This is a genomic window from Leisingera sp. ANG-M7 (assembly GCF_000813965.1).
Lineage (GTDB): Bacteria > Pseudomonadota > Alphaproteobacteria > Rhodobacterales > Rhodobacteraceae > Leisingera.
Window position 1 is genome coordinate 529,811 of the sequence record NZ_JWLI01000001.1, and the last position, 13,280, is coordinate 543,090.

Here is a 13,280-nt window from a genome sequence, read left to right on the forward strand (position 1 = left end):
TGCCGCGGCGGCCGCTACAGCCACCGCCCCTTGATCGTCTGACGGTAAATCTGGCTCAGCCAGTTGTTGCCGCGGTCCTTGGGCTTGAGCCCGTTTGCGGTCAGCAGCCTGTAGCTGTCCTCATACCAGTCGGTGGACTGGAAGTTGTGACCCAGAATAGCCGCTGCAGTCTGCGCCTCGGCAGTCAGCCCCAGCGACAGGTAAGACTCGACCAGACGGTGCAGCGCCTCCGGCGTGTGGCTGGTGGTCTGGAAATCCTCCACCACCACCCGGAAGCGGTTGATCGCAGAGGTGTAATGGCCGCGGCGCAGGTAGTAGCGGCCGATCTCCATCTCCTTGCCCGCCAGATGGTCAAAGGCCAGGTCGAATTTCAGGATCGCCGAGTTGGCGTATTCGCTGTCCGGGTAGACCTCAATCACAGTGCGCAGCGCCTGCAGCGCCTGGAAAGTCAGCCCCTGGTCGCGGCCCACTTCGTCGATCTGGTCATAATAGCTCAGCGCCAGCAGATACTGGGCATAGGCCGCATCCTCATCCGCCGGGTAGAAGTCGATGAACCGCTGCGCAGCAGCGCGGCTGTTCTCGTAGTCCTTGATCCGGTGATAGGCAAAGGCCTGCATGATCACCGCCTGCTTGGCCCATTCGGAATAGGGATACAGGCGTTCGATCTCGGAGAAATAGTAGACAGCATCCTTGGGGCGCCGGTTGGCCAGTTCGAACTCGCCGCGCTCATAGATCTGATCGGGAGAGAATGCCTCGACCGACTGGCCGCGCTTCACTGCGCCGCCGTCGCCGCCGCAGCCTGCAAGGGCTGCAACCAGCAGAACCGCGCCGAGGGTTTTGGCTCCCGCCCAGATGCCGTTCATAATGCCTCACCTCACCGTCTTTGCCTTACGGGTGTCCGCCCCGGTTATGCCGTCTCTAGCATATTCAAATGGCGCGCAAAACGCCTTTCGCCACTTCCGCCCTCACTTGGCAGAGAAAGCCGGCGATGGTCAAGGCCGGCCGGCAGCACAGGCCCACATCTGCAGGCAAACCCGCGGTAAAAGACCCGGGACGATTATGTCCCGGGCCAGTCTGTCCGCTCGTTCTTTGGTTTTCTGCCTTATGCCACGCGGCGCTGTTCGGCCGGGATTTCCGACCAGATCAGCCCCTGCCCCGGCAGCCGTGCGGTCATCGCTGCATCGCAGGCGACGGCCCGGACCGCACCCGGCTCCGCAAACAGGGCCCGCAGCAAGGTGTTGGTCAGCGCGTGCCCCGCGCGCTCTCCAACATAGCGCCCCAAGATCGGCCCCCCGGCCAGCGCCAGATCGCCCAGCGCATCAAGCATCTTGTGGCGTACAGGCTCGTCCGAGTGGCGCAGGCCCGCACCGCTCTCGACCCGTTCTCCGTCAAACACAACGGCGTTCTCACCGGGCACACCGCCCAGGGCGAGGCCGTTGGCCTGCATTGCTTCGACATCTGCCTGGCGGCAGAAGGTGCGGCTGTCGCACAGCTCACGCGCAAAGCTGCCGTTGCGCATGTCCAGGGACTTGCTCTGGCGGCCGATGGCGGCCTCGGCAAAGTCGATGTGGAATTCGATGGTTAGCCGGTCGCTGGGCAGCAGAGTGGCGCGGGCGCCATCCTTCTCGACCGTTACCGGCTTCAGGATTTCATAGGCGATGATCGGCGCGTTCTGGCGCTGCACGCCCTGGCTCATGATGCCGCGCACGAACGGCGCTGAGGAGCCATCGACGATCGGCACTTCCGGGCCGTCGATTTCGATCAGCGCATTGTGCACGCCGCAGCCGGCCAGCGCCGCCATGATGTGTTCGACGGTGGAGACGCTGACGCCGGAGCCATTGACCAGGCGGGTGCAAAGCGGGCTGCGCTCAACCAGATCCCAGCGGGCCGGAACCAGGGTATTGCCCAAGGCGATGTCGGTGCGTTTGAACACGATGCCATGCCCCGCCGGAGCCGGGATCAGGACCATGCGTGCGGGTTTGCCGGAATGCAGGCCGGCCCCTTCGAATGCCACCGATGCTTTGAGCGTGTTCTGCACTTTGCGCCTCGTCTCACTGTTTCCGGCCTCGGGGGCCGTGTTGCGGATGAGAGTTAAGGTTTTGCTCAAAAACGCACAACTCAATCTTTGTAACGGTTTGAAACATGCTTGTAACAGCTCGGCAAAACACCGCTCAGAACACACCAAGCCATTGCTAACAAAAAAGAAAAAGCCGCCCGAAGGCGGCTTTTGAAGCGTGATATGTGATGCGTCAGTTGGCTTGGCGGCGCAGGAAAGCGGGGATTTCGATGCGCTCCTGGTCCGGATCCGCCTGCTGCTGCTGCGCCTGCTGCGGCTGGGCCGCCGGTGCATGCGCGTGCATGGAGGGCTGCTGGCGCACCGCTTGCGGCTGCTGTTTGGCGGCCGGGGCGTCGTTGCTGCCGGTCATCCGGTGGATCAGCGAGTTGAGGCCGAAGCGGCGCTGCCCTTCGGGCTGCTGCTGGGCTTGCTGCTGCTGATGTTGCTGCTGCGGAGCCGGGGCCGCCGGGCGCATTGGCTGCTGAGCCTGCGGCTGCTGAGCTTGGGGCTGCTGCACCCGCTGGGCCGCGGCCTGCAAACGCTCCAGCGCTTGCGGCGACGGGGTGCCCGGTGCCGGCGCCTTGGGGGCGACAAAGGCAGCTTGCGGGGTTTCCGCAACATCTGCCTGCGGACGGAACTCCGGCACCTGAGGCTGGTACGCGGGGGGCGGCAGGCCATCGTCGGCCATCTGCTCCACGGTTTCCACGACCTCTTCCACCAGGTCCTGATCAGCAGCCTGCTGCGTGTTCATTTCTTCGAACAGAGACGGCTCTTCCAGGGCCGCGGCGGCGGCAGGCGCCTCTGCTGCGGCGGCAGGAGCCGCAACCGGCGCGGCCTCAGCGGCTGCGGGCTGCTGAACCGGGGTTTCCAGCTCCAGCGGCGCGGCGCGGTTTTCCTCGACACTGACAGTCTGGCGCAACGGCGCCGACATCGGGCGGCGCGGCACCGGCATGTCGGTGTTCACGTCGGTTGCGTCGATGCCGGTGGCGACGACGGAGACCCGCATCTTGCCTTCCATGCCGGTATCCAGGGTGGAGCCCACGATGATGTTGGCATCCGGGTCCACTTCCTCGCGGATGCGGTTTGCGGCCTCATCGAGTTCAAACAGGGTCAGGTCGTGCGAACCTGTGATGTTGATCAGCACGCCCTTGGCGCCCTTAAGGCTGATTTCGTCCAGCAGCGGGTTGGCAATCGCCTTCTCGGCGGCCTGAACCGCGCGGTCCTCGCCTTCACCCTCGCCGGTGCCCATCATCGCCTTGCCCATCTCGTCCATCACGGCGCGAACGTCGGCAAAGTCGAGGTTGATCAGGCCCGGGCGGACCATCAGGTCGGTCACGCCTTTGACGCCCTGATACAGAACGTCATCCGCCATCGAGAATGCCTCGGTGAAGGTGGTCTTCTCGTTGGCGAGGCGGAACAGGTTCTGGTTCGGGATGATGATCAGCGTGTCGACCACCTTCTGCAGACTTTCCACACCAGCCTCGGCCTGGCGCATCCGCTTGAGGCCCTCGAACTGGAACGGCTTGGTGACAACGCCCACGGTCAGGACGCCCAGCTCCCGCGCGGCTTGCGCGATGATCGGAGCGGCGCCGGTGCCGGTGCCGCCGCCCATGCCCGCGGTGATGAAGCACATATGCGCGCCCGCCAGATGATCGACGATCTGCTCGATGCTTTCCTCAGCTGCGGCGGAGCCCACCTGCGGGCGGGCGCCTGCGCCCAGACCTTCAGTGACCTTGATGCCCAGCTGCACCCTGCTCTTGGCCGAGCTTTGCTGCAGCGCCTGCGCGTCGGTGTTGGCCACGACGAATTCGACGCCATCCAATTCCTTGGCGATCATGTTGTTGACGGCATTGCCGCCAGCGCCGCCGACACCAAACACGGTGATCTTCGGCTTCAACTCTTCATTCCCGGGCATCGAAAGGTTCAACGTCATGCTCATACCGCCTGTGTTACCTGCCCTTCCCGCAAAGGGCTTATTCCTGTCCTATTCACCATAATCTACCGCGGAGAGGGGGTTTCGTCATCCCAAAAAGCACGACGAGCCACAAAATAAGGCCTCATTCTAAGGCAAAAACCGCGGTATTTCGCCGTCCCTAGCAGATATTGCGGATTGAGCACAAGCCACACACAACAAAACCTCTCCAGCCGCAAAATCGCTTTGCAGAGGAGGTCGGTTCCGAAACTTGGCTGGCCACTGCCCGGCCTGCTGAATCGCCGCGTTTGCCGCGGGCGTTAAGCACAACTTAACGGGTGACCGGGGCGCTGTCACGCCCTCTTTGCCCGTTCCGGCTGAATTGATTTGCGGCGCTCGTCCCGGCTTTACCAGTTGTCGCGGAACCAGCGCACCGCACGGCCCAGGGTGCCTGCCGGATGGCGGCCTGCGGGCATCTCGAAATCCCACCATTCATCCTGCGGATGGGCGGCAAACAGGCACAGCCCCACGGCTGAGGCAAAGCCCGGCCCGGTGGCCGACTGCGGCAGGCCATGGACACGCAGCGGGCGGCCCAGTCGCACCTGCTGGCCGAGAATGCGGCTGGCCAGCCCGTCCAGCCCCATGATCTGGCTGGAGCCGCCGGTCAGCACGATCTGCTGGCTGGGCAGGTACTCGAACCCGGCCGCATCCAGCCGTGCCCGCACCTCTTCCAGGATTTCCTCGACGCGGGGGCGCATGATGCCGATCAGCTCCGCCCGGCTGACGGTGCGCCGGTCGTGCTCCCAGTCGCCGGTGTCGCCGCCGATGTCGATGATTTCACGGTCGTCGGCGCCGGTGGCATGCACCCCGCCGTTGAAGGTCTTGATCCGCTCCGCATTGGCCATCGGGATCCCCAGGCCCATCGAAATGTCGCTGGTGATATGGTCGCCGCCCAAGCGCACTGCGTCCGCGTAGATCATGTGTTTCTTCATGAAGATCGAGATCGACGTGGCGCCGCCGCCCATGTCGATACAGGCCGCGCCCAGTTCCTGCTCATCCTCGACCAGCGCCGAAAAGCCGGAGGCATAGGCAGAGGAGGCAATCCCCGCCAGCTCCAGGTCGCAGCGCTGGATGCAGCGCACCAGGTTCTGCACCGCGATGGCGTCCACCGTCAGCATGTGCATATCGACCGCCAGCGTCTGCCCCATCTGGCCGCGCGGATCGCCCAGGCCGGAGCGGTTGTCGAGTGCGAAGTTCACCGGCTGCGCATGCAGCACCTCGCGCCCCGCCCCGTATTCCGGCACCTCGCAGGAGGCCAGCACCTGCGCCACCTCATGCTCGGAGACCACCTGCCCCTCAAGGTCCAGCTTGGCATCCAGCCCGTAGGAGCGCGGATTGGCGCCGGAGAAACAGGCGATCACATGATCGACCCGCACTTCTGCCATTTTCTGCGCCGCCTGCACCGCGGTGCGGATCGCACGCTCGGTCTCCTGCATGGCGTTGATCTCGCCGAACTGCACGCCGCGCGAACGGGTTGTTGCGGCGCCGATCACCCGGAACCCGGACTGCCCGGCCAGGGCCCCGATGGAGCCGTCCTCGCTGAGCCGCCCGGTGCCGCCAAAGCGCAGCACCAGGCAGGCGATCTTGGAACTGCCCACGTCCAGAATGGCCACCACGCCGCGCTGCATCGCCTGACGCCGCATCTGCCGCATCGCCCGTTGCGATTGATAAAGATCTGTCATGTTACTGCCCGCCCCCGTTCAACTGCCGGATCCGCCACCAGTTTTCCACTGAGTTTTCGGTCATCCGCACGGTGGGGCGCCCAGCCAGACGCATATCCACCGCTGCCACATCGCGTTCCAGCAAATCCTGCACTTCACTGACCGCCAGCACCCGCTCCAGCGCCCGGACCGGGTTCTTGGCCGGCAGCATGATGCGCTGCTTGCGGTCCAGCACCACGTCCCAGCGGCGTTCGCCGACACGCACCAGCCCGCGCAGCCGCGGCCCCAGCGGTTTTGCGGCCGCAAACAGCCGCAGCGCCTGCGCCGCATGGCCGGCAGCCCCCTTGCCCGCAATCAGCGGCAGGTCCGGATGCAGGCTGCGGCGGCCGAGCTCGGCCACGTGAATACCGTTTTCGTCCAGCAGCGCCAGCCCCTCGCGGCTGCGCCAGATCAGCGCCGGCTCGCGTTCCTCAACATCGACCTGCAGGATGCCGCCAGGACGGATCCTGACGCTGGCGGTCTTTACTGGGTCCAGCCCGGTGATTACGTCACGGATCTGCTCCAGATCCAGATCGAAGGAGCTGACCGGGAAATCCAGCGGCACCACCTCGCGGATGTCGCGCGCCACGCTGACGCCGGCACCGTCCACCGCCATCACCTTGACCATGAATTCGGGCCGTTCCTGGATCGCGGCGCGGGCATCATTATAAAGCCCCACCAGCGTATCGCGCCGGGCCTCATCCGCCAGATAGGCGCTGCCGGCTGCAAAAACCAGGCAAAACGGAACCCCGAAACGCAGGCCGAAGCGGATGCCCGGCGTCAGCATCCAGCGCTGCAAACGGTACTTCAGCCTCGACGGCGCCGGGTCGCAGCGCCCTTCCTCCGGCTTGCGGAACCAGCTCCTCAGCGGTTGCATGACGCATCCTCCACCATCCAGGCGCAGAGCTGGCCAAAGGTCATGCCGCAGTGGGCGGCCTGCTCCGGCGCCAGCGAGGTCGGCGTCATGCCGGGCTGGGTATTTGTTTCAAGCAGAACAAGCCCGCTGGCGCCGCGCGCCTCATCCCAACGGAAATCGGTGCGGCTGACACCGCGGCAGCCCAGCACCTCATGCGCCTTCAGGGCGTATTCCAGACACAGGTCAAAGATTTCCCGCGGCAGATCCGCAGGCAGCACATGGCGCGATCCGCCGGGCTTGTACTTGGCATCATAGTCATACCAGCCGTCGGTCAGAATGTCCGTGACGGTCAGCGCCCGGTCCCCGACCACGGTGGTGGTCAGCTCGCGCCCCGGCGCGTAGGTCTCGACCATCACCTCGGCCGGCATTTCCTGCGACAGCTGCGGCGGACCGTTGGCGGCCTCATGCACGATATAGATGCCGACGCTGGACCCCTCATTGTTGGGCTTCACCACATAAGGCGGGGCCATGACATGGCCTGCGCTCACATCATCCTTGGCGAACAGGCCGCTTTCAACCACCGGCAGCCCGGCGGCGCGGTAAACCTCCTTGGAGCGCTGCTTGTCCATTGCCAGCGCCGAGGCCAGCACTCCGGAGTGGGTATAGGGGATCTGCAGCCATTCCAGCACGCCCTGGACGCAGCCGTCCTCGCCCCAGCGCCCGTGCAGCGCGTTGAAAACCACATCCGGCTTCACATCCAAAAGGCGCGCGTGCAGGTCGGCGCCTGCATCCACCTCGACAATCTCGAATCCCTCACCGCGCAAAGCGGCCGCGCACTCACGGCCACTGGACAGCGATACCTCGCGTTCGGCTGACGGTCCGCCCATCAGCACCGCGACTTTCGGGAGTGCCCTGCTCGACTTACTCACCACGAAACGCCTCAATATACGCGGGGCTTTTTGCCCCTGTTTCTTGGGACCCGTTGCAGGCCCGCCTTATAATTTTGCGCCGGATTTATCCCGGCTGATCCTTGCAGGGCTGGACACCCCTGAAACCGGCGGTGCCTTGCCGCCTGTGCGGCACCGTAACGCCCAAAATCTTACCGGTGCATTAACAGTGCCTTTACCACGGTTAAGATTTCCGCTTCCCGGACCTGTGCCAAGCCCTGTTCCTTCTCCAGCTGCCGGTGCAGAAGCCTTTGCCGGCGCTCAAGATTTCCGGTTATTCGGGAAGCGGATCACCTATCCGCATGATTTCCCACTCTAGCGTGATGCCCGAATCCTCGTAAACCTTTTTCCGCACATCTTCGCCCAGCCCCTCCAAATCTGCGGCAGTTGCGCCACCCGTATTGATCAGGAAGTTGGAATGCTTCTCGCTCATCTGCGCGCCGCCGCGCCGCGCACCGCGCATGCCCGCGTTGTCGATCACCTTCCAGGCCTTGAGGTCATGAACGTCGTCGGCGCGCCCGGTTGAGGAGAACCCCGCCGGATTGCGGAAGGTGGAGCCGGCCGAGCGGTCCCTGGTCGGCTGGGTATCGTCCCGCTTCTGCAACTGCGCCGCCATCCGGGCGTGCAGCTCTTCCGGGTCTCCCTTAGCGCCGCGCAGGGTGGCTGAGACCAGCACCGCGCCCTCCGGGAATGCGGTTTGCCTGTATTGGAAAGCCAGTTCTTCCGCGCCGATCTCCCGGATCTCGCCTTGGCGGGTGACGATGGTAGCCGACACGAATACATCCGCCGTATAGCTGCCATAGCAGCCCGCGTTCATCCGCACCGCGCCGCCGATGGAGCCGGGAATGGTGCGCAGGAAGGTCAGGTCAATCCCCGCATCCGCCGCGCGCTTCGCTACATGCGCATCCAGCGCCGCGGCGCCCGCGGTCACTGTATCGCCGTCAGCTTCAATACTGTTGAACCCGCGGCCCAGACGGATCACCACAGCCCGCATGCCGCCGTCGCGCACGATCAGATTGGAGCCGACGCCCATCGGAAAAACCCGCACGCCCGGGTCCAGCTGGCGCAGGAAATCAGCCAGGTCATCAACATCCGCAGGCTGAAACAGATAGTCAGCCGGGCCGCCGACCCGCAGCCAGGTCAGTTCCGCAAGCGGCTTCTGCCCAGTAAGGCGGCCACGCACCGCCGGAAGTATAGCTTGATCTTGCGCCGCCATCGCCGCTTCCGCCCCAAGTTCCATCCTACAAACGCGCATAGTCCGTAAACAAGATGGCCGCGGAAATAAAGGGACAACGCAACCTCGCGGAAATCATGGATGTGATCAGCAAAACACTGCTTCTGCTCCAGCCAGACCAGCATGGCCAGCCAGCCTGCTGCAGCCAATGCCGCCAGCCAATGCCGCCGGAAGCGGCCGAGGTAATAAAAGCCAAGCAGCCACATCAGGCCAAAGGACAGCCAAATTGCAGAAACGGCGATCATTGCCTGCCTCCACCGCCGGAAAGCACGTACCGGCATCAAACGGGTTACAAAGAGTATTCCCGCCTGAGTATCAGGCCAACCGGAAGAAAAGGTTAAACCTTTCGATCCGGCAGCCCTTTTGTGAAGTTTTACCGGCCCAACGCGCGTTTAACCCAGCGCCCGAAATACAGCACCGGCCAGCGCAGCACCGACATCCCCGCCAAGAGCACAGCCAGCCCCCACCAGGGGCCGTTTTCATAGGTCACATACCCCAGCAACGGAATGCCCAGCGCAATCAGCACATAGGCCCGCCGCCAGTGGTTGTCGCGGCTGGGGATCATCGCCAGCACGTTTGCTGCCAGCGCCCAGACGGCGGCCAGGGTCAGTGACAGCGTCATCCTCTTAGCGCTCCAGCCGTTCCGGCAGGCCGTTGGCCCAGGTGCTGATGGTGCCGGCGCCAAGGCAGACAACCATGTCGCCGGGGCGCGCCTGCTCGCGCACCAGGCGCTCCAAATCTTCCTCGTTCAAGATGGCACGGGCGTGGCGGTGGCCGTGGCGGATCAACCCCTCGACGAGGTCATCGCGACTGGCGCCCTCAATCGGCTCTTCGCCGGCCGCGAACACTTCGGCGATTGCCACCACGTCCGCCTCGTTGAAGCAGGCGCAGAAATCTTCGAACAGGTTCGACAGGCGCGAATAGCGGTGCGGCTGATGCACCGCGATCACCCGGCCCTCACAAGCCTGGCGCGCCGCCTTCAGCACTGCGGCAATCTCCACCGGGTGGTGGCCGTAATCGTCAATGATGGTGACGCCGTTCACCTCGCCCACCTTGGTGAAGCGGCGGTTGACGCCGCCAAAGGCCGCCAGCGCCTCGCGGATCTCAACACTGTTCATGCCCAGATGCCGCGCCACTGCCACCGCAGACAGCGCGTTGGAGACATTGTGGTCCCCCGGCATCGGCAGGGTGCAGCCCTCGATCACCCGGTCCTCGGCCTGCAGTACCACGTCGAAATGCGCAACGCCGCCCTTGTAGGTCAGATTGACGGCGCGCACATCCGCCTGCGCATTGAAGCCATAGGTCACCACCCGGCGGTCGGAAATCCGGCCCACCAGCGCCTGCACCTCGGGGTGGTCGGTGCAGCAGACAGCCACACCGTAGAACGGGATGTTGGAGACAAACTCCAGGAAGCCGTCGCGCAGCGTGTCGAAGTCGCCCCAGTGCTCCATATGCTCAGGGTCGATATTGGTCACTACAGCGATGGTTGCAGGCAGCCGGTTGAAGGAGCCGTCGCTCTCATCCGCCTCGACCACCATCCATTCGCCCTGCCCCATCCGTGCGTTGGAGCCATATGCGTGAATGATGCCGCCGTTGACGATGGTCGGGTCAAAGCCGCCGGCCACCATCAGTTCGGCCATCATGGTGGTGGTGGTGGTCTTGCCGTGGGTGCCGGCAATGGCGACGTTGGACTTGAGCCGCATCAGCTCTGCCAGCATGTCGGCGCGGCGCACCACCGGAAGGCCGCGCAGACGCGCTTCGTCCAGCTCCGGGTTGCCCGGCTTGATTGCAGAGGAGATCACCACAACCGCGGCCTCCTCAAGGTTCTCCGCCTTCTGGCCCACGAAAATCCGCGCGCCCAGCTTCTCCAGCCGCTGGGTGATCTTGGAGGACTTCAGGTCCGAGCCCTGCACCATGTAGCCGAGGTTCAAGAGCACCTCGGCGATGCCCGACATGCCGATGCCTCCGATACCCACGAAATGGATCGGGCCGACGTCGCCAGGCAGTTTGGTTGCAGGGTTCATGATCGTTATCCTTCCTCGGCCAGTTGCTCCACCAGTGCTGCCAGACGTTCGGCGGCATCGGGGACCCCGGCGCTCAGTGCAGCGGTTGCCATCTGGGTGGCAGCCTGCGGGTTACTCAGAATCGCGCCCATATGCTCTGCCAGCACCGGGATATCAAGGGCGCTTTCGGGAATCATCACGGCAGCATTGGCATCGACCAGACCGCGGGCATTGGCGCTCTGGTGGTCGCCTGCAGCGGCGGCAAAGGGGATCAGGATCGACGGCCGCCCGACGATCGAGATATCCGCGACCGAGGAGGCGCCTGAGCGCGAGATCACCAGCTGCGCCTCCGACATGCGAGCGGGCACATCGGTGAAAAACGTCTGCACATCGGCATTTATGCCGTGTTCGGCATAAAACGCACTGACCCGCTGCAGGTCCTCCTCGCGCGCCTGATGCGACACGCGCAGGTGCCTGCGGATCTCTTCCGGCAGCGCCGCCACAGCAGCGGGGACCACGTCGGACAGGATGCGCGCACCCTGGCTGCCGCCCATCACCAGCAGCGACATCGGGTAATCCCCCGGCGGGATATAGCCGGCGCCGGCTCGTTCCTTCACCGCGCTGCGGACCGGGTTGCCCACATGCTCATGCGCAACGCCTTCTGGCAGCGCGGTCGGCCAGGTGCCGCAAGCCACGCCCGCGACGCGGGTGGCAAAGATCTGGTTGACGCGGCCCAGCACGCCGTTCTGCTCATGGATCATCCGCGGCAGTTTCAGCAGCGTTGCCGCCCCCAGCGCCGGGATCGACGGGTAGCCGCCAAAGCCGATCACCGCATCGGGGCGGTCACTGCGCATCTGCATCGCCATCGACAGGACGCCGCCGGCAATCTTCGGCGCCACCAGCGCCTTGGCCAGCAGACCGCCGCGGGCAAAAGTGGCAGAGGACACCTGCGAGATTTCCACTGCGCTGGGGAAGGACGCGGTGTAGCGCGCGCCGCGCGCATCCGTCGACAGCTTCACCCGCCAGCCGCGTGCCAGCATCATCTCGGCCAGCGCCTGTGCAGGAAACATATGGCCGCCGGTTCCCCCGGCAGCCATCAAAAGCATTTTCTGTGCCATCGCAGCTGGTCTCTTTTCTTATCTCGTCAGCGGCCGCGGCCGTTCAGGTAATCGGCAATCCCGCCCTGCGGGCGCGTCCGGGTAAAGGCCAGGAGCATACCCACCGCGATCCCGGTGGCAATCAGCGAAGATCCGCCATAGCTGACAAACGGCAAAGTCATGCCTTTGGCGGGCAAGAGCCGCACCGCAACCCCCATGTTGATCATCGCCTGCACACCGAACATGCACACAAGGCCAGTGCCTGCGAGGCGGATGAAGGTATCGCGCTCGCGCATCAGCCGGAACAGCGAGCGCACCACGATAGAGGCGTAAAGCGCAATCAGCACCGCCACCAGCACCAGCCCGTATTCCTCTGCCGCGACGGCAACGATGAAGTCGGTGTGCGCATCGGGCAGCGACCATTTCACCTGCCCCTCGCCAACGCCGACCCCGAACAGCCCGCCCTCGCGGATCGCGTTGGTGGCATAGCCCAGCTGGGTTGTGGGATCGACATCCGGGTTCAGGAAGCCGTCGATGCGGCGGGCGAAGTGTTCCGAGCTGTTATAGGCGAAGACACCGCCCATCACGACCACGGCGGCCATGCAGACCAGCAGCAGCATCGGCGCCCCGGCAACGAAATACATTACCCCCCAGCCGAACAAGATCAGGCTCGCCTGGCCGAAATCCGGCTGCAAAACCAGCATCATCACCACCATCATGCACAGTGCAAAGGACATCAGCGTGCCCGGCGGGCCGTTGATTTGCTGGCTTGCCGCAATCATCCAGGCGGCCACCACGATGAAACCGGGCTTCAGGAATTCCGAGGGCTGCAGCGAGGCAAAGCCAAGCGAGTACCAGCGCACCGCGCCCTTGCCGAAATCGGTGCCGAAAATCGGCAGGAAGGCCAGCGCCACAAAGGCCACGGCAAAACCCAGCACTGCCAGCCGCCGCACCAGCGTGGGCGACATCACCGAGGTGATCAGCATCGCCATCAGCGCCGTCAGGCCGAAAACCGCCTGCCGCTGAACATAGTGGAAATTTCCGAACCCGTTTCTTTCTGCAAGCGGCACCGAGGCGGCAAGCCCCAGCAGCAGCCCGATCACGAACAGCATCAGGATGCAGGACATTGTCCATTTATCCAGCGTCCGCCACCACTTGGGAAGAATCGGTTCACCAGCCTGCACGGGAACCGCGCCATAGACCATCTCAGTCATGGGAATACCGCCACTATATGCCTCGTTCCGCCCCATTTTTCGGGGTCTCACAGAAACTGTAACGATTCGTGAGCCGCGGCGCCAGAAAAAGAACACAGTTCGGCAAGAATCCACCGCCCGCGCGGCGGCCCGTCTTGACAGGCAGGAAGCCGCCCGCCTGCCAGCGCCAATCCGCCGGGCCGCGCCCGCCGGCCTGCCCCT

At 64.4% G+C, this 13,280-nt stretch carries 12 protein-coding genes; all 12 read right to left on the minus strand.

The genetic code is table 11. The annotated features are described in order from the left end of the window. Nucleotides 1-14: 14 nt before the first annotated feature. Complete coding sequence (locus RA26_RS02670; protein ID WP_039179327.1) at nucleotides 15-863, minus strand: outer membrane protein assembly factor BamD; 849 nt, start codon at nucleotides 861-863, stop codon at nucleotides 15-17. 239 nt (nucleotides 864-1,102) lie between these two features. Further along, nucleotides 1,103-2,038 carry a UDP-3-O-acyl-N-acetylglucosamine deacetylase gene (gene lpxC / locus RA26_RS02675; RefSeq protein WP_039179328.1) on the minus strand — a complete coding sequence of 312 codons (936 nt, stop codon included), beginning with the start codon at nucleotides 2,036-2,038 and terminating at the stop codon, nucleotides 1,103-1,105. Nucleotides 2,039-2,249: 211 nt separating this feature from the next. Next, nucleotides 2,250-3,989 (minus strand): cell division protein FtsZ, encoded by a 1,740-nt coding sequence (ftsZ, locus tag RA26_RS02680; RefSeq protein ID WP_039180005.1) that lies wholly within the window; start codon nucleotides 3,987-3,989, stop codon nucleotides 2,250-2,252. A 386-nt stretch (nucleotides 3,990-4,375) separates the two neighbouring features. Next, nucleotides 4,376-5,710, minus strand: a complete 1,335-nt coding sequence (gene ftsA / locus RA26_RS02685; protein WP_039179331.1) for a cell division protein FtsA — start codon at nucleotides 5,708-5,710, stop codon at nucleotides 4,376-4,378. A 1-nt stretch (nucleotide 5,711) separates the two neighbouring features. After that, complete coding sequence (locus RA26_RS02690) at nucleotides 5,712-6,605, minus strand: cell division protein FtsQ/DivIB (RefSeq protein WP_039179332.1); 894 nt, start codon at nucleotides 6,603-6,605, stop codon at nucleotides 5,712-5,714. Then, nucleotides 6,593-7,471 (minus strand): D-alanine--D-alanine ligase, encoded by an 879-nt coding sequence (locus tag RA26_RS02695; protein WP_241482576.1) that lies wholly within the window; start codon nucleotides 7,469-7,471, stop codon nucleotides 6,593-6,595. The genes RA26_RS02690 and RA26_RS02695 overlap by 13 nt, the downstream gene beginning before the upstream one ends. Nucleotides 7,472-7,805: 334 nt before the next feature. Continuing rightward, on the minus strand, nucleotides 7,806-8,747 hold the full coding sequence (murB, locus tag RA26_RS02700; protein ID WP_039179336.1) for a UDP-N-acetylmuramate dehydrogenase: 942 nt from the start codon (nucleotides 8,745-8,747) through the stop codon (nucleotides 7,806-7,808). Then, complete coding sequence (locus RA26_RS02705) at nucleotides 8,672-9,010, minus strand: hypothetical protein (RefSeq protein WP_039179338.1); 339 nt, start codon at nucleotides 9,008-9,010, stop codon at nucleotides 8,672-8,674. The genes murB and RA26_RS02705 overlap by 76 nt, the downstream gene beginning before the upstream one ends. Nucleotides 9,011-9,138: 128 nt before the next feature. Next, nucleotides 9,139-9,387, minus strand: coding sequence for a DUF2484 family protein (locus RA26_RS02710; protein ID WP_039179341.1), 249 nt, complete (start codon nucleotides 9,385-9,387; stop codon nucleotides 9,139-9,141). A 4-nt stretch (nucleotides 9,388-9,391) separates the two neighbouring features. After that, the gene (murC, locus tag RA26_RS02715; RefSeq protein ID WP_039179344.1) at nucleotides 9,392-10,789 is read right to left on the minus strand and encodes a UDP-N-acetylmuramate--L-alanine ligase; all 1,398 of its coding nucleotides are present in this window, start codon (nucleotides 10,787-10,789) and stop codon (nucleotides 9,392-9,394) included. A 5-nt stretch (nucleotides 10,790-10,794) separates the two neighbouring features. Beyond that, complete coding sequence (locus RA26_RS02720) at nucleotides 10,795-11,886, minus strand: UDP-N-acetylglucosamine--N-acetylmuramyl-(pentapeptide) pyrophosphoryl-undecaprenol N-acetylglucosamine transferase (protein ID WP_039179347.1); 1,092 nt, start codon at nucleotides 11,884-11,886, stop codon at nucleotides 10,795-10,797. A 26-nt stretch (nucleotides 11,887-11,912) separates the two neighbouring features. Continuing rightward, nucleotides 11,913-13,079 carry a putative lipid II flippase FtsW gene (gene ftsW, locus RA26_RS02725; RefSeq protein WP_039179350.1) on the minus strand — a complete coding sequence of 389 codons (1,167 nt, stop codon included), beginning with the start codon at nucleotides 13,077-13,079 and terminating at the stop codon, nucleotides 11,913-11,915. Nucleotides 13,080-13,280: the final 201 nt, after the last annotated feature.